Raw genomic sequence first — 23,273 nt, 5'->3', positions numbered from 1 at the left:
AGAACCCCGCCAGGGTTCTGTCTCAAACGATCAGGCTCTAGGCTACGGCGTCGCCTTCAGAGTGCAGCGACTTGGCCAGATCCAGCAGGCGCCGTCGCGGACGCTCGCCCAGCTGGTAGTAGGCCTGGATCAGGTCGAGGGTTTCCTTGCGCGAGAACATTTCGCCCCCGGCGCCGCCGGCGGTCTCGCTGCGCTCCAGCGCCTCGGTCAGGCCGTCGTAGAAATAGCTGACGGGCGTTTCCAGCGCCTCGGACAGCTGCCACAGGCGGGCCGCCGAGATGCGATTGGCGCCGCACTCATACTTCTGGATCTGCTGGAAGCGGATGCCGACCTGGGTGGCCAGCTGCTGTTGCGTCAGGCCCAGAAGGCGGCGGCGGCGGCGCAGGCGACGCCCCAGGTGAAGATCGATGTCAGTGGCCATGGCCATTTCCCCATGTTGCGACCTGTCCCGAAACGGAACGGCTCGCCCTTCACGCGGCAAACCTCGTGCCGGGGTCGCGTGACGGGGGAATGACGACGATATGCGAATCCCGATGGGGCGCGGCCTGCATGCAACCCGGGGGCAGGGGCGCGCATTAAAGGTTCAGCTTGGACGCTCTAAGGAAGGAAGCTCACATGAATATCATTTTCTGGATCATCGTCGGTATCATTGCCGGCTGGCTGGCTGAACAGATCATGGGCCGCAGCCACGGCCTTCTCACCAACCTGATCGTCGGTATCGTGGGTGCCGTGATCGGTGGTTTCCTGGCCAATGCCCTCGGCTTTGCCTGGGGTGGCTGGATCGGTTCGACCATCGTCGCCACCATCGGCGCCATCATCCTGCTGTTCCTGCTGGGACTGGTGAAGCGTCGCGCCTGATCGGCTGACGATCTGAAAACAGAAAGGGCGGCTCCCTGCGGAGCCGCCCTTTTTCGTGTCCGGTAGAAACGCCGGCCCTATTCGGGGCGGACGCGCTTCTTGCGGAAGCTGGGGTTCAGGACCTGTTTGCGAAGACGGATCGACTTGGGCGTCACCTCGACCAGTTCGTCCTCGTCGATATAGGCGATGGCCTGCTCCAGGCTCATGACGCGCGGCGGGGTCAGGCGCACGGCCTCGTCCTTGCCGGCGGCGCGGACATTGGTCAGCTGCTTGCCCTTGATCGGGTTGACGTCGAGGTCGTCCCAGCGGCTGTTCTCGCCGATGATCATGCCCTGATAGGTGCGCTCGCCCGCGCCCACGAACATGACGCCGCGGTCCTCAAGGTTCCACAGGGCGAAGGCGGCGGTTTCGCCGTCCGAGTTGGAGATCAGCACGCCCTTGAGGCGGCCGGCGATCTCGCCCTTGTGCGGCTCATAGTGGCTGAAGACGCGGTTCAGCACGCCCGAACCGCGCGTGTCGGTCAGGAATTCGCCCTGATAGCCGATCAGCGAGCGCGACGGGCACATCAGGCTGATGCGGGTCTTGCCGGCACCCGAGGGGCCCATGTCCTTCAGCTCGGCCTTGCGGGCCGACAGCTTCTCGATGACCACGCCGGTGTATTCGTCATCGACGTCGACGACGACTTCCTCGATCGGCTCCAGACGCTCGCCGTTCTCGCCGGTCTTGTAGACCACGCGCGGGCGGCTGATGGAGACCTCGAAGCCCTCGCGGCGCATGTTCTCGATGAGCACGCCCAGCTGCAGTTCGCCGCGACCGGCGACCTCATAGGCGTCGGCGCCCGGGGTCTGGGTGACGCGGATGGCGACATTGGCCTCGGCTTCCTTCAGCAGGCGGTCGCGGATGACGCGCGACTGCACCTTGTCGCCCTCGCGGCCGGCCAGCGGGCTGTCGTTGACGCCGACGGTCATGGAGATGGTGGGCGGATCGATCGGCTGGGCGTCGAGCGCCTCGGTGACCTCAAGCGCGCACAGGGTGTCGGCCACGGTGGCCTTGGCCATGCCGGCGATGGCGACAATGTCGCCGGCCTCGGCACCCTCGTCGATCGGCTGACGCTTCAGGCCGCGGAAGGCCAGCACCTTGGTGATGCGGCCCTGCTCGATCATCTTGCCGTCGCGCGACAGGGCCTTGATCGGCATGCCGGGGATGGCCTTGCCGGACTCGATGCGGCCGGTCAGCAGGCGGCCCAGGAAGGGGTCGCTCTCGATCAGCACATTGAGCATGCGAAACGGCTTGTCGGTGTTCTCGGCGACGGCGGGCGGCGGCACGTGGTCGACGATCAGGTCGAACAGGGGCGCGAGGTTGTCATTGGGCTTGTCCAGATCCAGCGTCGCCCAGCCGTTACGGCCCGAGGCATAGATGTGGGGGAAGTCCAGCTGTTCCGGGGTGGCGCCGATGGCCTCGAACAGCTCCATCGTCTCGAGGTGCACGCGGTCGGGATCGGCGTGGGCGCGGTCGACCTTGTTGATGCAGAGGATGGGGCGCAGGCCCATCTTGAGCGCCTTGGTCAGCACGAATTTGGTTTGGGGCATGACCCCTTCTTCGGCGTCGACCAGGATGACGCAGCCGTCGACCATGCCGAGGATCCGCTCGACCTCGCCGCCGAAGTCGGCGTGGCCGGGGGTGTCGATGATGTTGATGCGGGTCTCGCCGGCCTTGCCGTTCCACAGGACCGAGGTGGCCTTGGCCAGGATGGTGATGCCGCGCTCGCGCTCCTGATCGTTGGAGTCCATGGCGCGCTCGGTGGTCGCCTCATTGGCGCGGAACACGCCGGACTGGGCCAGCAGCTGGTCCACCAGGGTGGTCTTGCCGTGGTCGACGTGGGCGATGATGGCGACGTTGCGAAGGTTCATGGAGCTATCAGACGTGCAGGGCGGCCGGCAGATGCGGGCCGCAGGGTGAGGGCGACGGTGCGGGGAGCGCGCGCCTCATACAGGTCCGGGCGACGAAAGGCCAGCCGTCGCCGGTTTTCATTGTCGGGGAGGAGGGGCCCCGGCGCCGCTCCGGACGCCGGGGCCGGGGATCAGACTTTCGCCGAGCGTCCGCGGACCCAGCTGTAGAGGGCGAAGGTCAGGACGACGAAGGCGACAATGCCCGCAGTCATGGCCGGCCAGGCGCTGCCCTCGGGCAGGAGGGCCAGCGGCGCCTCGTTGCGGGTGGCGACGATGATGCCGGCATAGACGACGCCGAACAGGCTCTCGCCGACGATCAGGCCGGACGCCAGCAGCACGCCCATGCGGCGCGCCACATCGGCAAAGCGGGTGCCCGAGACGGCCCGGTCATACAGCCAGCCGCAGACGGCGCCCACGACCAGCATCATGGTGACGGCGGCCGGCAGGTAGAAGCCGATGCCGACGGCCAGCGGCGGGAGCTTGATGCGGCCCTTGCTGGCGCCCGACAGCACGATGTCGAGGACGATGATGACGACGCCGATCAGGGCACCGAGGCCGATCAGGTCCCAGCGCAGGTCGCCGCCGATCACGCCGCGGGCGAGCGCCGAGATCAGGGTGGCCTGGGGGGCGGCCAGCGGCTGGTTGGCGATACCGGGCGGGCCGCCCTCGAAGCCGAAGGCGCCGTTCATCTGGTTCAGGATGAAGGGGATGACCAGGGCGCCGGCGACCACGCCGACGATCAGGGCCGTCTGCTGGCGCCAGGGGGTGGCGCCGACCAGCTGGCCGGTCTTGAGGTCCTGGAGGTTGTCATTGGCGATGACCGCGACGGCAAAGACCACGGCAGTGACGATCAGGGCAAAGGCGATGATGGCGGGATCGGCGGGTACGCCGGATACGGCCATGACCCCCAGCATCAGCACCGAGGCGATGACGATGGCGAGGATGCCGACGCCCGAGACCGGGCTGTTCGACGAGCCGATCAGGCCGGCCATATAGCCGCAGATGGCCGCCACGGCGAAGCCGATCAGGGTCACATAAACCAGCCCGCCGGCGACCAGCATGGCGGTCGATCCGGCCAGCACGGGCGTGGTCTGGGCGAACCAGGCCAGCACGGCGGTGATGCCCGCGAGCGCGGCCAGCGACAGGCCGCCGACGATCCGGATCGGAATGTCCTGTTCGGTGATGTCGAGGGCCAGACCCTCATTGCGGCGGGCCTGGGCGGCGAGCGCCGAGGCCAGGCCGCCGATCAGGGGGCCGGCCAGCTTGATCAGGGTCCAGATGGCGGCCACGCCGATCACGCCGGCGCCCATGAAGCGGACCTCGCGGCTCCAGACGGTCCCGGCCAGCTCCTCGGCGGACACGCCCGCCGGCAGGGTGCCGGCGATCGAGGGAATGCCGATTGCGGTCAGCCAGGCGATGGTGTCGGGCGAGGTCAGGATCGGCACGGCGATGGCCCAGGCCAGGATCAGGCCGAACAGCTGGGCCAGACCGACCGACAGGCCGATCAGATGGCCCGCACCCAGCAGGGCGAACTGCATGCCAAAGCCCATGCCCGTCGCGCCGCCGCCCAGCGCGGCCGGCAGTTTGAAGTAGCGGGCGGCCTCTCCGGCAAAGGCGCGGGCGGCGATCAGCCAGGCATAGACGGCCGAGATCACGGCGCCGACGACCACGACCAGCAGGCCGGCCTTGTTCTCGCGGACGGCGCTTTCGGTCTGCTGGGCGCCGCGCGAGCCGACCTTCAGCACCTCGGCGGCGGCGACGCCTTCCGGATAGGGCAGGCCGCCCCCGGTGACGAGCGCCCGGCGCAGCGGGATGGAGAAGGTCACGCCCAGAATGCCGCCGAAGATGCAGATCAGGGTCGAGATCCAGAAGGGGAATTCCAGCCACCAGCCGATCATCACCAGACCGGGCAGGACGAAGATGATCGAGCTCATCGCGCCGCCGACCGAGGCGACGGTCTGGACCGTCATGTTTTCCCAGATGGTCGAGGTGTGGAAGCCGCGCAGCAGGGCCATGGAGATGACCGCCGCCGGAATGGCCGAGGCGAAGGTCAGGCCGACCTTGAGCCCCAGATAGGTGTTGGCGGCGGTGAAGATCACCGCCAGCACGCAGCCCAGCACGAGCGCGCGGAGCGTCAGTTCAAGGCGCCGGCGCTTGCCGGGCGCAGACGTATCGATGTCGGTCATGATGGTCCCCTCGTTGCGGTGAACCTAGGCCCGGGAAGCGCGTCCCGACAACAGGATTTGCGGACCGCCTGGCCCCTCCGTCGCAAAAGGCTGAGGCGGGTCAGACCTCACCTTTCCGGGCTCGAAACCGTCAGGAGGCGTCCGGGGCCGGCGCCGGGCCTGAGGTGCACGGGGGCGGCCGACTGACGGACCCGTCGGTCACCACGAACATATGATGCGTCCGGCGACCGGTCGGTCCTGTTCTCACAGTGACGGGGGAGAGGCGGCGTGCGTGCGGAAGGCGATCACTGACTGGACAGGCCGTGGCCAGCAGGGCGGGGCGGCCTGCGTCGGCGGCCTCAAGGGCCCGTGTCATTTCATAGTAGTTCTCCGGGGCCTCTCCTGCCGGGGGCCGCCAGACGCGGACGTGAAGGGGGCTGTTCCGAAGGTAGTAGGTCAGCTGGGCGGCATCGGCCCGCGTCTCGGCGATCACGGTGCTGACACCCTGTTCCCGAGCCTGTCTTGCGACCGCATGGGACAGGTCGGACCAGCCGCGGACCTGTTTGTACGGCTCGCTCCCGGGCACGCCGACCCGGTCCGGCCGGGCATCCCCCATCAGCAGCACAGCCTGAAGCGCCACCCCGAGAAGCAGCCCGGCGACCGGCCAGAGCTGGAGGCGGTTCCGTGCAAACAGCAGCCCGCTCAAGACCCAGACGGCGATCAGGGCGGTAGCCGCCCAGTTGGCATGGGCCCGGCCAAGAAGGGCCAGCGCCGTCAGAGCCAGGAGGACCGGGAGCGACAGAGCCATCATCATCCGCTCGTCCGGGCGGACCGTGGAGGGGCGAACAGCCGCCATGGCAACTGCGGCCAATACCACCGGTCCGGCCAGAAGGAATTGGGCGGCGATGAACTCAAGGCCGCTGCCGACGTCCAGCCCCAGACCCTCGCCCCGGGCATTGTCGGCCGTGTGCTGTAAGGTGACGGCGCCGTTCAGGGCATTCCAGGCGAGGTTGGGACTGAAGATCAGCAGACCGACGGCGAGGGCCAGCCAGACGTCGGGCCGCCGGAGGGTCCGTCGGCTGTCAGCGTCGACCAGCGCCGCGATCGCCAGACAGGGCAGCAGATAGGCCATGGCATATTTGGAGAGCAGGCCGAGGCCGAAGGACACGGCCATCAGGGCCAGCCAGCCCCGGCCGCTCCCCGCCCGGAGCCGCAGGAAGGCCAGCACAGTCAGCGCCCAGAACATCAACAGCGGTGCGTCGGTCGAGGCGATCCGCGCCGAGAAGGCCGCGCCGGGGGCCAGCAGCACGCCGAGGCCCGCCCACCAGGCCGCCCTGCGCCCCCCGAGGGTGGCGGCGGCCGCTGAAACAGCAAGGGTGGTCACCGCCCAGCTGAGCGTCGAGGGGGCCCTGACGCAGGCCTCGGTCGACCCGCACAGGGGCTCGGCCGCCGCGATCATCCAGGCCAGGAACGGGGGCTTGGAAAAATAGCCCCAGGCGAGGTCCTGGCTCCACGCCCAGTACTGGGCCTCATCGACATAGAGGTCGGTCCGGGCGGTCCACAGACCGATCAGTCGCACGGCGGTCAGGACCACGACCGCCCCGACCAGGCCCAGGGGGATCAGGCCAGGGCGGGGTCGCCCTGCCGCGCCCGACGTCTCCGACGCGCCCGGCGCGCCGCCACGGGGCAGTGGAGCATCAGGCGATGCAGCAGACAGAGAACCAGAGCGGTGATGGCCCATGACAACACGATGTCCGACAGGAAGTGACCGCCGAACACCAGGCGGTTGAACGAAAGGGCGGCGGCGTAGGCGAAGGCGGTCGGGATCAGGATGGCCCGCCACGGTTGCGGCGTCATGACGACCGCTGCCGCCGCGATCCAGGCGGCGGACGACGCTTCGCCCGAGACAAAGGAACAGTTGGAGGCGCACTGGTCCGTGATCGCCCAGGCCCGCGTGAACGCAGCCTCGCCGCCGAATGTCTCGATCTGGATCGGGCGGGCCCGCCCCCAGCTGGACTTGAACAGCCCGTTGACAATCAGACCCGAGGCCATGGCCAGGCCGGCGATGAGGAACAGCGCCTTCTTCGCCTCGTGGCGGCGGGTCCAGACGCCTCGGACGGCAGCGACAATCAGTCCCATCAGTACGAGCCCCATAACCCAGGTCGACGAGGCTCGCAGCGCCTTGAGCGCGGGGTCAGAGGCGGCGACGAACCCCCGCTCGGCGTCAAAGAAGACCTGGGTGACGGCCAGGTCGACGCCCGGCAACAGGATGAAAAAGCCCGACAGCATCACTGTCGCGACGAGGGAGGCGGTCACGGGTGAGGCGGTGTCGACGCCCGCGGCCAACGACAGTCTGAGCCGCCGGAATTCCCGGCGCAGGCCGTGCCGGGCTGCGGTCCATCGATCGACCGGGCCCGCGCCGGACAGCGTCTGCACATGCGTCATCGATTTCCCCGAACCGGACGTCGCCCGGGGAATGCGAATGCCTGACTCGTGCGGCGCCCGCGTCACCGATCCATGTGGATCCGGTGTCGTTTCGGCGCCGGTTCCGTTGCAGGCCGTCCCGGGTCGGACTGACGGCGGGGACAGGTCCAGCGTGTCCGCAGGTCGCGGACTCATGTCGGGGAGCTCATCGGTCTTGCCGTCCGGGCTGGCGCTTGCGGTACGGGAAGGACTGATGTGGGAGGCCGGGAGGCCCGGCTAACGTGAATGCACGAACGGTCGCCCCGACTGCACGAGTGGCGCGATCAGGGCACGAAAGGCGCGCCCGGCCTCATGAAAGGTCAGGCCCGCGCGAGGTTGGCGGCCACCTCGGCCCGCCGGTTTCGTGCAATCGGCAGGACAAGACCGTTGGACAGGCGCACGCTCGTGCGGCCCCGCGCCCGCAGTACGTCGACCACGTACGCCGGGTCGATCCAGTGCGAGCGATGGATGCGGACCCCGGCGTTCGGGTCCAATTGCTCAAGGGCCTCGCCGAAGCCCTGCAGGATGAGGCTGTCGCCCAGGGTCGTATAGACCCTCAGATAATGAAGCTCTGCGCTGAGCGCGACGAGTTGCCCGCGCCGGCCCGGCGGAAGCCGCCGCATGAAGCCCGGCTCCGCGCCCTGACCGGCGCCCTCTGGCGTCGACGATGGCGCCGGGTCGGGCAGCCGCAGAAACCGCGCGGCGTTGAGGCCCAGCCAGACCAGGGTCGCGGGGGCGGCCAGGCTGGCCCATTCCTCGATCAGTCCGGCCCAGGTCCAGCCGCTCGCTTCGGCGGGATCGAGGGGGGCGACTATCAAATGGTCGAGCAGCAGGGCCATCGGAGTCAGCAAGGTCGACGCCAGGATTCCCGCCACCGCGATCGCGGCCCATGGGTTCGCTCTGGGCGCGACATGGCGGGAGACGAGGACCTGCGCCCCCTGGGCGAGTGCGAGAAAGAGGAAGACGTGGACGCCCCAGAAGGCGATCAGCGCGGGCGCACTCAACACCTGCGTCGGCGTGGGCTCCAGAAAGACGAACAGGGCCGTCAGACCTGCGCCCGCCGTGGCCAGAAAGCCGGGCCAGGTGCGTGTCGGGTCGATCCGCTCAAACAGGGTCATGGGCGAGAAATAGCACCCTTGCCCGGCTAGCCAAGCGACAGGCTGACCTTTCGGCGTGTCGCTGGCGTTGCCCGTCTGCTAGGGACCGGGCAGTTGCTCCTGAGGCCAATGCAATGCCCGAACTTCCCGAGGTCGAAACCGTCAGGCGGGGTCTGGAGCCGGTGCTGGCCGGAGCTACGCTCGGTCGCGTGCGCCAGAACCGCGCCGATCTGCGCTTTCCGTTTCCCGACCGGTTCGTGGACCGGCTGGAGGGGGCGACCGTGCTGTCGGTCGGGCGCCGGGCCAAATACCTGCAGATGCCGCTGTCGACGGGGGAGACCTGGGTCACCCATCTGGGCATGACCGGGCGCTTCACCCTGGACGGCGATCCGCTGGGCGAGTTCGAAACGGACGCCCCGGTGCGCGGGCCGCACGAACATCTCAGCCTGTGTGCCACGCGAGACGGGACGGCCACGCGGGTTGGCTATGCCGATGCGCGCCGGTTCGGCTTCATGGGCCTGATCCCCACGGATGAGGTCGAGGCGCATCCGTGGTTCGCCGACCTGGGCCCCGAGCCGATGGGCAACGGCTTTTCCGCCGACCATCTGAAGGCCCGCTTCAGGGGCCGCAGCCAGCCGGTCAAGGTGGCCCTGCTGGACCAGCGGCATGTGGCGGGGCTGGGCAATATCTATGTGTGCGAGGCGCTGTGGCGGGCGCAGATCTCGCCCTTTGCCGCGTCGGGCAGCCTGTCGGCCGCGCGGCTGGAGCGGCTGACGGTGGCGGTGCGCGACGTGCTGGCCGAAGCCATTGCGGCAGGCGGATCGACCCTGCGTGACTTTGCCAATGCCGAGGGCGGTCAGGGCTATTTCCAGCACCGCTTTGATGTCTATGGCCGGGAGGGAAAGCCCTGTCGCCGCAATGGCGACCATCCGGTCATCCGGCGCGAGGTCCAGGGCGGTCGCTCGACCTTCTGGTGCCCGGCCTGTCAGAGGCGGTGAGGGCCGGTACGGTCCTTCCGAGGTCGGGCCTTCAGGCCTCCTGCCAGATACTGATGCCGTCGCGGCAACTGCGATGCTCCTGATATCCCGGTACCTCGACCCATCGCGCCGATTGTGCCGCACACCAGGGCCAGCAGTCCCCATAAAATTGTCAGGAGCCCGGAGAAGAGGATCGTCATTCCAAGCCACGCATCCCAACCCTTGGCGGGGTTAAAGACGTGGGCCGTCCACTGTACTGCGGCAGGGAGCCATGACAGCAGCAAGGCCAGAAAGACGCCTGCCGCAGCGCCCTTCACACCCCACCGGTAACCGCATGCCGCGTGGAGCAGCACGAGGAGGACCACGATCATCCAAAGGGTCGGGCTGCCCACAAGGAGCTCCAGAGTTGATGCGGAAGCCTCTCACCGGCTATGGCCGGGGTCAATCAAGGAGCACCCCATGACCCACGCCGCGACCGACCCCTATGACACCCTGGCGATCGAGCGCCACGACGACGGCTATGCGGTGGTGACGCTGAACCGGCCCGAGGCGCTGAATGCGCTGAACTCGGCCCTGTTTCGCGATCTGGCGGCCTTTCTGGATGCGGTTGAGCATGACGATACGGTGCGTTGCCTGATCCTGACCGGCGCGGGCGACAAGGCCTTTGCGGCCGGGGCCGACATCAAGGAGATGGCCGACCAGACCTATGCCCAGATGTATACGGCCAACTTCTTTGCCCTGGGCCACGACCGGATCACCCGGTTCAGAAAGCCGATCATCGCGGCGGTCAACGGCTTTGCCCTGGGCGGCGGGTGCGAGCTGGCCATGTTGTGCGACTTCATCGTGGCCAGCGACAAGGCGAAGTTCGGCCAGCCCGAGATCAATCTGGGGGTGGCGCCGGGGATCGGGGGCTCGCAGCGGCTGACGCGACTGGTGGGCAAGTCCAAGGCCATGGATATGGTGCTGACTGCCCGGATGATGGACGCGGATGAGGCCGAGCGCGCCGGGCTGGCCAGCCGGGTCGTCCCGCACGACACCCTGATGGACGAGGTCCGCAAGATCGCCGCCCGCATCGCCGCCCAGAGCCCGCTGGCGGTCATGGCCAACAAGGAGATGGTCAATGCCGCGCTGGAAACGACCCTGACCCAGGGCGTCCAGTTCGAGCGCCGCCTGTTCCACAGCCTGTTCGCCTTCGAGGACCAGAAGGAAGGCATGGGGGCCTTCGTCGAGAAGCGGAAGCCGGCGTTCAAGGGCCGGTAAGACTGCCGCCTGACTCGCGTTGACCCCTCAAGAGCTTTCCGCTATAGCCGCGCGCTCTTGAGATTTCCGCGCCGTGGACGGGTTCCGCGGCGCTTTCCGTTCAAAGGTTCTGACTGATGGCCAATAACGCCGGTGCCAAGAAGGCGATCCGCAAGATCGAGGCCCGTACCGAAGTGAACAAGGCGCGCCGCACGCGCGTCCGTACCTTCCTGCGCAAGTTCCAGGAAGCCGTGACGGCCGGTGACGCCACCGCCGCCAAGACCGCTTTCGTGGAAGCCCAGTCGGAGCTGATGCGCGCCGTCTCGAAGGGTGTGGTTCACAAGAATACGGGCTCGCGCAAGGTGTCGCGCCTGGCTGCCCAGCTGAAGAAAATTTCTGCAGCCTGAGGCCCGCCGCTTCGGCGGCACGCGGACGGCCCTTCACGCGGCTGTCATGTGAAAACCGAGATATTTCAACGGCGAGACGGGGTTTCCTGTCTCGCCGTTTTTGCGTTCGCCGATAACCGTTCGCAGTAGAATTCGCACTCGCCCGGGTGGCGAAATCGACAATTTCCCAAGCAAGAAACGGCTTTAGCCGAGTCAACAAATTTAACTGCATTTCGGGCCGCGAATCAGCGTTGACGCTCCCCGCCGCGCGAGTAGTTTGGACCTCCATCGCACTTCCATCCCACCACGGATGAAGGCGGCGCGGAACGCGATTTCGTGTCGGCGGGAGATGTCTGATCGAGTGCCTGACCAGGCCCGAAAAGCGCAAGCTTTTCGGGACGGGCGGAGCTTTCCCTGACACCGGGTCACCGGATCGGGGGAGGGCCACGGGGACGCGACGGGGCGGAAGGGCGAACGGGGCTGAGCTTTGGGAAGCGTGATGCAGGGTGGCACGATGATGGCGAGCGGGGCGACGACGATGACCGATCCGGACCGGATCTGGACCGAGGCGGCCGTGCGCCTGCGCTCGGAAATCGGCGACGGGCCCTTCAGCTCCTATATCGCGCCGTCGGCGGTGCGCATGGACGCCTCGGGCCAGCTGGTTCTGGTGACCCCGACCGCCTATGCCCGCGACTGGGTGCGCAAGAATGCCCTGCGCCGCGTGAATGAACTGTGGCTGGGCCTGGACGGCCTGTCGCGCCGTCTGGACGTGCGTTGCCGCGCCGAGATGGGCTCCGTGCCGCCGGCTTCTGCCGGGCAGGGCGCGCCCGCCGCCGTCACGCCTTCGGCCGGGTTCCGCCCGATGCCGGCCCCCACGGTCGGTCCCGTGGCCGACGGTCCGCGGGCCGTGCGCGCCGCCGGCCTGCAGGACCGCCTGACCTTTGACGGCTTCGTCGAGGGCCACGGCAATGCCTTCGCCCTGGCGGTGGCCCGTCAGGTGGCGGCCTGGGCCGATGGCCATTTCAATCCGGTCTTCCTGTGCGGGCCCTATGGCTTCGGCAAGACCCACCTGCTGAACGCCATCGCCTGGGAAGCCCAGCGCCTGCGCCCCGAGGCCCGGGTGGTCTATCTGACCGCCGAGCGTTTCCTGTCGACCTTCGTCAAGGCGATGCAGGACCGCCAGACCGCGGCCTTCAAGGACAGCCTGCGCAATGCCGACATGCTGCTGATCGACGATGTGCAGTTCGTCGGCGGCAAGACCTCGACCCAGGAAGAGCTGCTGTCGACCCTGACGGCCCTGATCCAGGACGGGCGCCGGGTGGTGCTGTCGGCCGACCGGCCGCCGCTGGCCCTGACCGAGATCGAGCCGCGCCTGCGCGGGCACATGGCCTCGGGCCTGACCTGCCCGATCGAGCCGGGCGACCGGGCGCTGAAGCTGGCTGTGGCCCGCAACCGTCTGGAGGCCCTGTCGCGTCTGGGCGTGGTGGACGGCACCATCGGCGATGCGGTGCTGGAGCATCTGGTGGATCGGACCCCGGGCTCGATGCGCGAGCTGGAGGGGGCGGTCACGACCCTGGCGGCGGTGTCGGGCGGTCGGCTGTCCAGCCTGACGGTCGAGGATACCCAGAAGCTGCTGGGCGCGGCCCTGCGCGGCGGACCCGAGCGCCGCATCACCGTCGACGAGATCCAGAAGACGGTGTCCGAGCACTTCAATCTGAAACAGGCTGACCTGCTCAGCGAGCGCCGCACCCGGTCGGTCGCCCGCCCGCGCCAGATCGCCATGTATCTGTGCAAGCAGCACACGACCCGCTCCTATCCCGACATCGGGCGGCGGTTCGGCGGCCGTGACCACACGACCGTCCTGCACGGGGTGCGCAAGATCGACAGCCTGCTGGCCACCGACGAACAGATCGCGCGCGACGTCGAGACCCTGACCCGCAAGCTGCGCGGCCAGGCCTGAGGCGCGGCCGGGGGTCTGTCCCCGGTCGATCCACATCCTTATCCACATCCGGGCCCGGGCAGCGGCCGGGCGGAGGGGCCGATATTCACGGCCTTTCTTGCTCTGGCCGCGCGATCCGCTAGTGTCCAAGGCCCTTCATACTCGCGGTGGCGCTGAGTCGCCGCGTCCGGGCGAGACGACATGCAGCTGACTATCGAACGATCCGCGCTCCTTCGGGCTCTCAGCCACGTCCAGAGCGTCGTTGAACGTCGCAACACCATTCCGATCCTGGCCAATGTGCTGCTGAGCGCGGGCCGCGACCGCCTGTCCTTCTCGGCGACCGACCTCGACATGGAAATGGTCGACGAGGCCGAGGCCGTCGTCCAGGTCGAGGGGCAGATCACCGCCCCCGCCCACACCCTGTATGAAATCGCCCGCAAACTGCCCGAGGGGGCCGAGGTCTCGCTGGTGTATTCGGGGGATGATCCGCGCCTGACGGTCCAGGCCGGTCGCTCGAAATTCAACCTGCCGGTCCTGCCGGCCGGCGATTTCCCGGTCATGTCGACCGAGGCGGGCGGCGCGCGCTACGCCCTGTCGAAAGAGGATCTGATCCGCCTGATCGACAAGACGCGCTTTGCCGTCTCGACCGAGGAAACCCGCTACTATCTGAACGGCCTGTACCTGCACACGGTGGCCGAGGACGGCGTGCCCCTGCTGCGCACCGTGGCGACCGACGGGCACCGTCTGGCGCTGGCCGAGACCCCCGCGCCCGAGGGCGCGGCCGGCAGCCCCGGCGTGATCGTGCCGCGCAAGACCATCGATCAGGTCCGACGCCTGCTGGACGACGGCTCGGGCTCGGTCGAGGTGATCGTCTCGCCGCAGAAGATCCGCTTCGAGTTCGGCCAAGCGGCCCTGACCTCTAAGGTCATCGACGGCGCCTTCCCCGACTATATGCGCGTCATCCCGAAGGGGAATGACAAGCAGGCCGACATCGACCGCGCCGACTTCGCCGCCGCCGTCGACCGGGTGGCCACCATCTCGGCCGAGAAGAGCCGCAGCGTGAAGCTGGCCTTTGAGCTGGACCGCGTGACCCTAACGGTGCGCAACATGGAAGCCGGGCAGGGCGTCGAGGAGGTCGAGATCGGCTATTCCGAAGAGCCGTTCGAGATCGGCTTCAACGCCCGCTATCTGCTGGACGTCTGCGGACAGATCACCGGTGAGACCGCCGCCTTCAAATTCGCCGACCCGGCCAGCCCGACGCTGGTCCTCGATCCGGGCGATCCGGGCGTCCAGTATGTGCTGATGCCGCTGCGGGTGTGAGGTCTCTGCGCCGGGCCGGCTAGCGCTCTTTTTTGACCCAGTCCTTTGCCGTGATGAAGGCCACGAAAAAAATGGCCGCGACTGCCGCGATAAGGCCGAACACCTGCGGGTCGAGATGCGGCATGTTCGTCCAGCTGTAGCGCTCGGCCGTGTGACCGAGGTATTTGATGCCGTAATAGGTTGCCTGCATTGTGTAGTAGATGAACAGGACCTTTCCCAAGGCATCCGCAGACTTCTGAAACTTCGCAATCTGTTTGGTCAGGTCTACGCTCGCGTCTCGCTGGAGCCTGACGTTCGAGTTCGCGAGCTTCTGGGAAATGGATGCATACAGCGACGGGGCCGTCAGCATGAGTTCAATGGGCCCGGCAACGCGGCGCCTGATGAACTGTTCGTAGTCCTGATATGAGGGAATGCTGATTATTCCCAGGTCCTTGGACAGGCGATTCATCGTGGCGTACTGATTTTGCACGATATTGAACCGGATCATCAGGGGCTTGGTATTGGGTATGATGCCTGAGCGGGCATAATCCTCATCGCTGAAGCCCTCGTGCTCTGTGACGTCGCGCGTTTTCGCATGCGTGATCATCCTGAATCTTCGCTCAAGCTGTTTGATGCGCTGGGCATCGTGCTTTTGCTCGGCGAGTCTGAACTCGAGGTCCTGGCCGTGGACCAGGAAGCGGCTGATCTCTTCATGCTGGGAAAGCGCCCTCAGTCGCGCAGCCCCGATGTCGTGGATACGAGACACATAGCGACTGAGGCGCCACGCAAAATTACACGGCGCCACCTGGCTGACGCCTCGCTCCCCATCCGCAGGGGTCGCGGGGTCTCGGTACAGCAGAAGGTATTTTATCGGCTCATTGGGATTGCTCGTCTCGGACCCGAGCGATGAGACATACAGGCCGTGCCCGTTCATCATGTAGCAGGCCACGCAGTCACTCTCCTGCTTCGAGAGCAATGAGCCTTTCAGGACCTCCCAGTGCTGGGTCAGGAACCGGTTGGTCTGCTGCTGCGCTGCCTGAATTTCGTGTGCCTCGAAGCCCGGTGCATCGAAATCGGGAAATGCCGGTTCCACCGGATGCAGCCCCGGTCGGGTGTCCGGGGACGGATCCGCATCCGGGAGCACCGTCCAGGGCGCCAGCACGCTGTACATGAATGCGAAAACCACGCCCCTGAGGTCCTCGTCTCGCGCGCCGGGAACGTCCAGATACACGGGGCGGATCGCATTGGTGACACGGTGAAAGCAACGCTCCAGATCCGTTGCCAGTGTATTGAAGAGGACGTCGTTCAGTCCGGTGGCGGCTTCCCTGTTCGTCGGCCCGGATCGCCGAAAGGGACATCTATGGACGATGTCTTCCTGAGCGAGGCCGCCTATCTCCCGCCGCTTCACGGTAACGAGGTAGTCCGTTTCGTTCCGGCCCAGGTGTATGCCGACGTGCAAGGTCAGCGACACATAGTCTCGGAGAACCTCGACGCGCCAGATCCCGTCGGCGAGATCGGTGTCCGGGATCTCGAGCGTGAGCTCGCCCCCCTCGGAGACCGCGTGTCGACGTCCCACATCGTAGTGGCGGGCAAGATTCTGAATGTAGTGCCCGGCCCTGCGCGCCTCCGGGTCCGCAGAGTTCAGGTCGGGCCTGGTTCCGATGATTGCGCCAAGGAGCGCGTTCAGGAAGACTTCAAATGTGCTTTGCCAGTTCCCCGGGCGCTCAATACACGCACAGAGACTGACCGTCGGCGGACTGATGAGCGTCGCCTTGCGGCGATGCGCTTCCCGTCGGCTGCGAGCGTAGGGCTCGCCCATAAAGTGATAGATCGACACTACCCGCAGCTCCCCCTGCCCCGATCTCACGTTAAATTGGCCAATCGGGTTGTCAAACTCCGCGCACCTCTCGCGCGAAGATTGCATTTAATCCGGCTTGGGTCCGACCGGGTTTCTTCGCTAGAACGGCGCCTTGATCACCGCCCTCACCCTGACCGATTTCCGTTCGTACGGCGCCGCGCGGCTGGAGCCGGGGGCGGGGCCTGTGGTGCTGCATGGGCCGAACGGGGCCGGCAAGACCAATCTGCTGGAGGCCCTGAGCCTTCTGACGCCCGGCAAGGGGCTGCGCGGGGCGACGGCGGCCGAGATGGGGCGCCGCGAGCCGGGCGAGGCCTCGGGCCGGCCCTGGGCGGTGGCCGTCGAACTGGACGACGATACCCGGCTGGGTACGGGCGTCCCCGGTGGCGGGGCGGCCCGGCGGATCGTGCGCATCAATGGCGAGACGGCCCAGCCCGGGCGGCTGCTGGAATATCTGCGGCCGGTGTGGGCGACCCCCGATCAGGACCGGCTGTTTTCCGATGCGCGGGCCGACCGGCTCCGCTTTTTCGACCGGCTGGTGTTTGCGGCCCTGCCCGACCATGCGGCGGCCGTGGCGGCCTATGACAAGGCGCTCCGCGAACGGCTGAGGCTGCTGGTACAGGCCGCCGACGGCGGAGAGGCCGATCCCCTGTGGCTGGACGCGCTGGAGGGGCGGCTGGCCGAGGCCGGGGCGCGGATCGCCGAGGCGCGGGTGGCGGCGCTGGCGACCCTGCAGTCGGCCATCGACGGGCGCGGCGACCGGCCTTTCCCCCAGGCCGATCTGGGGCTGGCGGGCGAGGCCGAGCAGCAGACTGCATCGGGCGTGGCGTCGGCCGAGGTCGAGGTCTCTCTGCGCGAGGGACTTGCGCGGGCGCGGGCCCGCGACGGGGCCGCCGGACGCTCGCTGTTCGGGCCGCACCGGACCGACCTGACCGCGCTGCACCGCGAGAAGAACCGTCCGGCGGCCGAGGGATCCTCGGGCGAGCAGAAGGCACTGGTGCTCAATCTGGTGCTGGCCCAGATCACGCGCCTGGCGCATCAAACGGCGCGGCCGATGCTGTTGCTGGACGAGGCCCCGGCCCATCTGGATGCGGCGCGCCGCGCGGCCCTGTTCGACGAGATCGAGGTGCTGGGGCGCGAGCACGGTCTGCAGGCTTTCATGACCGGCACCGAACGGCCCCTGTTCGAGGGTCTGGAAGGCCGCGCCCGGTTCGTGCGGGTGGCCGCCGGAGGGCTTGCGGAGGACTGAATTCCGGCGGCGTCCGCAGCGCCCCTTTTCCTCGCAATTCCCGGCGAATTTCCTATATATTTAGCCGGTTCGATACGGGGCAGATTCGTCTCGCCAGCCTTCCGTGTCCGCCCCTGTTTTTCAGGCCCGCTCGACGGGCGTCTCATCGACCGACTTCATGACCGATCCGACTGCCGACATGCCCGAATACGGCGCAGATTCCATCAAGGTTCTCAAGGGACTGGATGCCGTTCGAAAACGGCCCGGCATGTATATCGGCGACACCGACGACGGCTCGGGCCTGCACCACATGGTCTATGAGGTGGTCGATAACGCCATCGACGAGGCCCTGGCCGGGCACGCCGATCTGGTCCAGGTGATCCTGAATGCCGACGGATCTGTCACTGTGACCGACAACGGCCGCGGGATTCCGACCGACATCCACGAGGGCGAGGGCGTCTCGGCGGCCGAGGTCATCATGACCCAGCTGCATGCGGGCGGTAAGTTCGACCAGAATTCCTACAAGGTGTCGGGTGGCCTGCACGGCGTGGGGGTGTCGGTGGTCAATGCGCTCAGCGACTGGCTGCAGCTGAAGATCTATCGCAACGGCAAGGCGCACGAGATGCGTTTCGAGCGCGGCGATACGGTCAAGTCGCTGGAAGTGACCGGAGACGCCCCGATCCGCGAGGACACCGGCAAGCCCCTGACGGGCACCGAGGTGACCTTCTATCCGTCGGTCACCACCTTTTCGCACATCGACTTTGATCTGAAGACGCTGGAGCACCGGCTGCGCGAGCTGGCCTTCCTCAACTCGGGCGTGGTGATCAAGCTGACCGACCGGCGCCATGCCGAGCCGGTCGAGATCCTGCTGCACTATGAGGGCGGGGTAGAGGCCTTTGTGCGCCACCTGGACAAGTCCAAGTCGCCGATCCTGAAGGACGTCATCGTCATCCGGGGCAAGAAGGAAGGCATCGAGCTGGATCTCGCCCTGTGGTGGAACGACAGCTACCACGAGACCATGCTGTGCTTCACCAACAACATCCCCCAGCGGGATGGAGGCACCCACCTGTCGGCCTTCCGCGCCAGCCTGACGCGCGTGATGGGCAGCTATATCGAAAGCTCGGGGCTGGCGAAGAAGGAGAAGGTCTCGGTCTCGGGCGAGGATGCGCGCGAGGGTCTGACCTGCGTGCTGTCGGTCAAGGTGCCCGACCCCAAATTCTCCAGCCAGACCAAGGACAAGCTGGTGTCGTCCGAGGTGCGCCCGGCCGTCGAGGGCCTGTGCAGCGAAGGGCTGGCGACCTGGTTCGAGGAGCATCCGGTCGAGGCCAGGATGGTCGTCGCCAAGATCGTCGAGGCCGCTGCCGCGCGCGAGGCGGCCCGCAAGGCCCGCGACCTGACCCGGCGCAAGTCGGCGCTCGAAATCTCGAGCCTGCCCGGCAAGCTGGCCGACTGTCAGGAACGCGACCCGGCCAAGTCGGAACTGTTCATCGTCGAGGGTGACTCCGCCGGCGGTTCGGCCAAACAGGCGCGCAACCGCGAGAACCAGGCCGTCCTGCCGCTGCGGGGCAAGATCCTCAACGTCGAACGTGCCCGCTTTGACCGGATGCTGTCGTCCGACCTGATCGGCACCCTGATCCTGGCACTGGGCACCGGCATCGGGCGCGACGACTTCAACATCGACAAACTTCGCTACCACAAGATCGTGCTGATGGCCGACGCCGACGTCGATGGCGCCCACATCCGCACGCTGCTGCTGACCTTCTTCTACCGGCAGATGCCGGAGCTGATCGAGCGCGGGCACGTCTTCATCGCCCAGCCGCCGCTCTACAAGGTGACCAAGGGCAAGCAGAGCCGCTACCTCAAGGATCAGGCCGAGATGGACGCCTATCTGATCGAGGAAGGCATTTCGGATGCGACCCTCGATCTGCCGGACGGCGTGCGCCGCGCGGGCATGGACCTGCAGGGTGTGGTGCGCGAGGCCAAGGCCTTCAAGGCCGGTGTGGACCGCCTGTCGCAACGCGCGCCGGCCTTTGCCATCGAACAGGCGGCCCTGGGCGGCCTGTTCGCGGAGAGCGCCGATCTGGATCAGGCCGTGCTGGATCGCGTCGCGGCCGGTCTCGACCGCTATGCCGAGGAAGGCGACGGGCCGTGGTCCGGGGCGCCGGGCGATCAGGGCGCCGTGGTCTTCAACCGGGTGCGTCGGGCCGTGGCCGAGACCATCGTGCTGGAAGAGGCCCTGATCCGCTCGCTGGACGCTCGTCGTCTGGCGGACCGGGCGCGGGCCTTTGACGGCCTGTTCGACACCCTGGCGACCTTTGTGCGCAAGGATCGCAGCACCTCGGTGCGCGGGCCGCTCGACCTGCTGGCGGCGGTGCTTGAGGCCGGGCGCAAGGGTCTGTCGATCCAGCGCTACAAGGGTCTGGGCGAGATGAACCCGGATCAGCTGTGGGAAACCACCCTGGATGCCAATGCCCGCACCCTGCTGAAGGTGCAGATCAATCAGGCCGATGAGGCCGACGATCTGTTCGCCAAGCTGATGGGCGATGTGGTCGAGCCGCGGCGCGAGTTCATCCAGGAAAACGCACTGGACGCCGCCGTCGACGTCTAGTCGGCGTCGCTCGCGGCGTCGATCTGGTCCAGCAGCGTCCGGCCGAGCTTGCGCAGGGTGGTGTCGTCAGCGCCTTGCCGCGCAGCCTGTTCAAGGCGAATGGCGGCCGCCGACAGGTGGCTGAAGCCCAGACTGCCCGCCGCGCCCGCCAGCTTGTGGGCGAGGCTGATCAGCGCGGTCCTGTGTTCCGGGTCATGCAGATGGTCCAGCGCCTTCACAATGGTCGGGCGGACCCCGGTCAGGTGATGTCGATAGCGGGTCTTGAGCGCGTCGAAGGCCGGATCCTGGTCAAGGTCCGCAGAGGTCTTCCTCCAGGCCCGCGGCGCACCACACAGACGATCGGTGAGCGCGATCAGCTTTTCCATATCGACGGGCTTGCCCAGATGGTCGTCCATACCGGCATCCAGACAGGCGTCGATCTGGGCGGGCAGGACATTGGCCGACAGCCCGACAACCGGAATGTCGCCAGCCCGACCAGGCAGGGCCCGCAGCGTCCGGGTCGCGGTCAGACCATCCATGCCGGGCATGTGGACGTCCATCAGGATCAGGTCCCATGCGGGATCGGCCTCGATCGCGGCCAGGGCCGCCTCGCCCGAGGCGAAGCCTGTCACGCGGTGACCCGCCTGGCCCAGTCCGATCTCGATGAGTTCGCGGTTGGTATCGACGTCATCGACGACCATGACCCGCCCGCAAGGCGCGGGGCCGCGCGGTCGGGGCGTCGCCGCCGGGGCCTTGAGGGCTTCACGGGCCGCGCGCTCCGCCGGAAGATCGAGGGTGACGCGTGTGCCCTTGCCGACCCGGCTCCTGAGAGTGATGTCGCCGCCCATCAGCTGCGCGAGCGACCGGCTGATGGAGAGGCCGAGGCCCGAGCCGCCAAAGGTGCGCGAAATGGAGGCGTCGGCCTGAGAGAAGCTGTCGAAGACGGTCTCCAGCCGTTCCGGCGGGATACCGGGCCCTGTGTCATCCACCACCATCCGCAGACGGCCCTTGCGAACGGACCAGGTGACCTTGACCGACCCGCGCCGCGTAAACTTGGCGGCATTGCCGACCAGGTTCAGAAGGATCTGACGGATGCGGTCGTCGTCGCCCAGATACAGGGCACCGGTCGAACGCCTGAACGGTGTGGTGATGGTGAGGGCGGGATCGGGATAGGCCGCCGCCACAAGGTCGACGACCTCGGCCACCAGCTGGCCGGGATCGAAGGGGCGCACCTGGACCGACATCATGCCGCCCTCGATGCGCGAGAAGTCGAGGATGTCGTTGACGATCGACAGCAGGGCCCGGGCAGAGGTCTGAATCCGGTTCGCATAGCCGCTTGCCGGGGGCGCCAGTTTCTCCTTGGCGAGCAGGTCGGCAAAGCCGATCACCCCGTTCAGAGGCGTGCGGATCTCGTGGCTCATATTGGCCAGGAACTCGGTCTTGGCCCGGGTCGCGCTTTCGGCGACGGCGGTCGCCCGGGCGAGGGCCTCCTCACGCTCGCGCCGGTCGCTGACGTCGCGCACCGTATCGATGAAGTCGATGATCTCGCCCCTGGCGTCCCGGGTCACCGTGGGCCTGGCTTCAAGCCAGACGACCCGACCGTCCCTATGAAGGGCCCTGTATTCGACGCTGAACGGTTGCTGGGACGCCAGACCCTCACGCCAGGCCGAGAGCACGTGCTCGACGTCGTCCGGGTGCAGGAGGGTGAAGGTCGTCTTTCCGATCAGGTCTTCGGGGCTGTATCCCAGCACCGTTGCGATCGAGGGCGACAGATAGGTGAAGACCGAGTCCCGACCGTAGCGCGCGATGATGTCAGACGAGTTGTCGGCGAGCAGGCGGTAGAGAGCTTCCTGCTCGCGGGCTCTCTCAAGCAATTCGTGGTCGGCCGTCACGTCCTTGAACACCCCGAACAGGGCATCGATCTCACCCGTCGGCGTCAGACGCAGTTCGCCGACGGAGCGGACGCGGACGATCTCGCCCGACGGTCGCATAAGGTCCGAGTCGAGCTGCCAGCCGCGTCGCTCGGCGATGGCCCGCTGGATAACCTCGGCAAAGCGCTGGCGATGCTCGGGCAGGAAGGGGGCCAGGGTGTCCTGGGTGACAGGGTCGTAGGTCTCGGGCGTAACCCCGTAGATCCGGTAGACCTCGGGTGACCAGAAGACCTCGCCCGTCAGGGGACGGAATGACCAGTAGCCCACCTGACCGATGCGTTCGGCCAGCTGGGCCTGCTGGATCATCAACCGTTCGCGAAGCGACCGTTCGGCGAGGCGCGACTTGGCTCCCCTGAGACGACCAATCAGGTCCCGGCGGTGCGCCGCCGATGCCCCCACTGTCAGCGCCATCAGGGCATTGGCCGCGAGGAAGACCTGCAGCACCAGCACGCGGACCTGTGGTCCCCCGTGAATGGTCGGCCCGCCATGAACCAGCATGGTCGGGCCGCGGTCGGCGAGCGTGAAGGCGATCGATATCAGGGCCACCACAACCATTCCGACAGAAGCCCCTGCCAGTCCCTTGCGAATGGCCACCAGAACCAGGGCGGGCGGAACCAGGAACAGGAGTGGAAACCGCGACTGCGCAAAGACCAGCACCGTTATCAGGATGAGCAGTGCCAGCTCGGGGCCGAGGGCCAGCCGCTGCCAGGCAAGAACCTCGTGGGTGGGGAGAGACAGCAGTATCCACAGGATCGGGACGTGTATCAGCAGGCCGAGAAGGTCGGCAGCGAACCATATGGCCGCCTCCTTAATGGCCGGGACGCCGGTTCCGACCTGGTGAAGCAGACACAGGGCGATCAGGGTCGAGATCATGCAGGCCACGATCGAGGCGGACGCGAATCGCACAATCGAGGAGCGCCGCAGGAAGCGCACACTGCGCCGCCAGGTCATGGCAAAGGCCACGACCAGGATCTCCACGATATTGGCGACCACGAACAGGACGGCGGGCAAAACCGGGTCGCCGACCGTCATGTTGGCCGCGACATTGCCGGCAAACAGTGCTCCCAGCAGGCCCGGCCACTCGCGGCGCGGAGCCCGCATCAGCAGCACAAGAAATATCGCGTTGAGTGGCCAGATCGCGGCGGTGCGCCCGGCCTCGCGGGTCAGGACGATGGACAGATAGGCCAGCGCCCAGGCCGCACCGGCGAGCAGGACGAGCCAGCCGACGGTTCTGAGGCTGGCTGGGAGCAGACCACCTGTATGCCGGAAGCGAAGTGAGGGCGCTGTCATTGTCCGGCAT

The 23,273-nt window shown here is 67.3% G+C and carries 16 protein-coding genes; 8 read left to right on the top strand and 8 right to left on the bottom strand.

Annotated elements, in window-relative coordinates:
* Positions 1-37 precede the first annotated feature (37 nt).
* Positions 38-421: a helix-turn-helix transcriptional regulator gene (locus J7346_RS11270; protein WP_209120033.1), complete on the bottom strand. Its 384-nt coding sequence runs from the start codon at positions 419-421 to the stop codon at positions 38-40.
* A 194-nt stretch (positions 422-615) separates the two neighbouring features.
* On the opposite strand from J7346_RS11270, the gene J7346_RS11265 reads away from it, so the two are divergent.
* Positions 616-858, top strand: coding sequence for a GlsB/YeaQ/YmgE family stress response membrane protein (locus tag J7346_RS11265; protein ID WP_123287986.1), 243 nt, complete (start codon positions 616-618; stop codon positions 856-858).
* A 77-nt stretch (positions 859-935) separates the two neighbouring features.
* Here the strand turns inward: J7346_RS11265 and typA are convergent, their stop codons facing one another.
* From typA to J7346_RS11240, 5 genes are all read right to left on the bottom strand, one after another.
* Positions 936-2,768 (bottom strand): translational GTPase TypA, encoded by a 1,833-nt coding sequence (typA, locus tag J7346_RS11260; protein ID WP_209120032.1) that lies wholly within the window; start codon positions 2,766-2,768, stop codon positions 936-938.
* 170 nt (positions 2,769-2,938) lie between these two features.
* Positions 2,939-4,993: an oligopeptide transporter, OPT family gene (locus tag J7346_RS11255; RefSeq protein WP_209120031.1), complete on the bottom strand. Its 2,055-nt coding sequence runs from the start codon at positions 4,991-4,993 to the stop codon at positions 2,939-2,941.
* Positions 4,994-5,123: 130 nt separating this feature from the next.
* The gene (locus J7346_RS11250) at positions 5,124-6,566 is read right to left on the bottom strand and encodes a glycosyltransferase family 39 protein (protein ID WP_209120030.1); all 1,443 of its coding nucleotides are present in this window, start codon (positions 6,564-6,566) and stop codon (positions 5,124-5,126) included.
* Positions 6,567-6,592: 26 nt separating this feature from the next.
* A complete protein-coding gene (locus tag J7346_RS11245; protein ID WP_209120029.1) occupies positions 6,593-7,417 on the bottom strand; it encodes a phosphatase PAP2 family protein in 825 nt (274 codons plus the stop codon).
* Between the two features lie 338 nt (positions 7,418-7,755).
* The gene (locus J7346_RS11240) at positions 7,756-8,553 is read right to left on the bottom strand and encodes a LytTR family DNA-binding domain-containing protein (RefSeq protein WP_209120028.1); all 798 of its coding nucleotides are present in this window, start codon (positions 8,551-8,553) and stop codon (positions 7,756-7,758) included.
* Between the two features lie 113 nt (positions 8,554-8,666).
* On the opposite strand from J7346_RS11240, the gene mutM reads away from it, so the two are divergent.
* The 5 genes from mutM to dnaN all read left to right on the top strand — a co-directional run bounded on the left by mutM (position 8,667) and on the right by dnaN (position 14,393).
* Positions 8,667-9,530 carry a bifunctional DNA-formamidopyrimidine glycosylase/DNA-(apurinic or apyrimidinic site) lyase gene (gene mutM / locus J7346_RS11235; protein WP_209120027.1) on the top strand — a complete coding sequence of 288 codons (864 nt, stop codon included), beginning with the start codon at positions 8,667-8,669 and terminating at the stop codon, positions 9,528-9,530.
* A gap of 438 nt (positions 9,531-9,968) precedes the next feature.
* On the top strand, positions 9,969-10,769 hold the full coding sequence (locus J7346_RS11230; protein WP_209120026.1) for an enoyl-CoA hydratase-related protein: 801 nt from the start codon (positions 9,969-9,971) through the stop codon (positions 10,767-10,769).
* Between the two features lie 116 nt (positions 10,770-10,885).
* A complete protein-coding gene (gene rpsT, locus J7346_RS11225; protein ID WP_209120025.1) occupies positions 10,886-11,155 on the top strand; it encodes a 30S ribosomal protein S20 in 270 nt (89 codons plus the stop codon).
* A gap of 478 nt (positions 11,156-11,633) precedes the next feature.
* Positions 11,634-13,094 carry a chromosomal replication initiator protein DnaA gene (gene dnaA, locus J7346_RS11220; RefSeq protein ID WP_245157815.1) on the top strand — a complete coding sequence of 487 codons (1,461 nt, stop codon included), beginning with the start codon at positions 11,634-11,636 and terminating at the stop codon, positions 13,092-13,094.
* Positions 13,095-13,274: 180 nt separating this feature from the next.
* Positions 13,275-14,393, top strand: coding sequence for a DNA polymerase III subunit beta (gene dnaN, locus J7346_RS11215; protein ID WP_209120024.1), 1,119 nt, complete (start codon positions 13,275-13,277; stop codon positions 14,391-14,393).
* Between the two features lie 19 nt (positions 14,394-14,412).
* Here dnaN and J7346_RS11210 read toward each other — a convergent pair whose 3' ends face one another.
* Positions 14,413-16,209, bottom strand: a complete 1,797-nt coding sequence (locus tag J7346_RS11210) for a hypothetical protein (RefSeq protein ID WP_209120023.1) — start codon at positions 16,207-16,209, stop codon at positions 14,413-14,415.
* A gap of 133 nt (positions 16,210-16,342) precedes the next feature.
* Between J7346_RS11210 and recF the strand changes: the two genes are divergently transcribed.
* Positions 16,343-17,476 (top strand): DNA replication/repair protein RecF, encoded by a 1,134-nt coding sequence (gene recF, locus J7346_RS11205; protein ID WP_209120022.1) that lies wholly within the window; start codon positions 16,343-16,345, stop codon positions 17,474-17,476.
* 157 nt (positions 17,477-17,633) lie between these two features.
* Positions 17,634-20,063: a DNA topoisomerase (ATP-hydrolyzing) subunit B gene (gene gyrB, locus J7346_RS11200; RefSeq protein ID WP_209120021.1), complete on the top strand. Its 2,430-nt coding sequence runs from the start codon at positions 17,634-17,636 to the stop codon at positions 20,061-20,063.
* Here the strand turns inward: gyrB and J7346_RS11195 are convergent.
* Positions 20,060-23,263, bottom strand: coding sequence for an ATP-binding protein (locus J7346_RS11195; RefSeq protein ID WP_209120020.1), 3,204 nt, complete (start codon positions 23,261-23,263; stop codon positions 20,060-20,062). The genes gyrB and J7346_RS11195 overlap by 4 nt on opposite strands.
* Between the last annotated feature and the right edge of the window lie 10 nt (positions 23,264-23,273).

Origin of the sequence: Brevundimonas sp. A19_0, assembly GCF_017744255.1 — a bacterium.
Taxonomy (GTDB): Bacteria; Pseudomonadota; Alphaproteobacteria; order Caulobacterales; family Caulobacteraceae; genus Brevundimonas.
The sequence above is the reverse complement of the archived record's forward strand: the minus strand, read 5'-3'. Positions and strand labels throughout refer to the sequence as shown.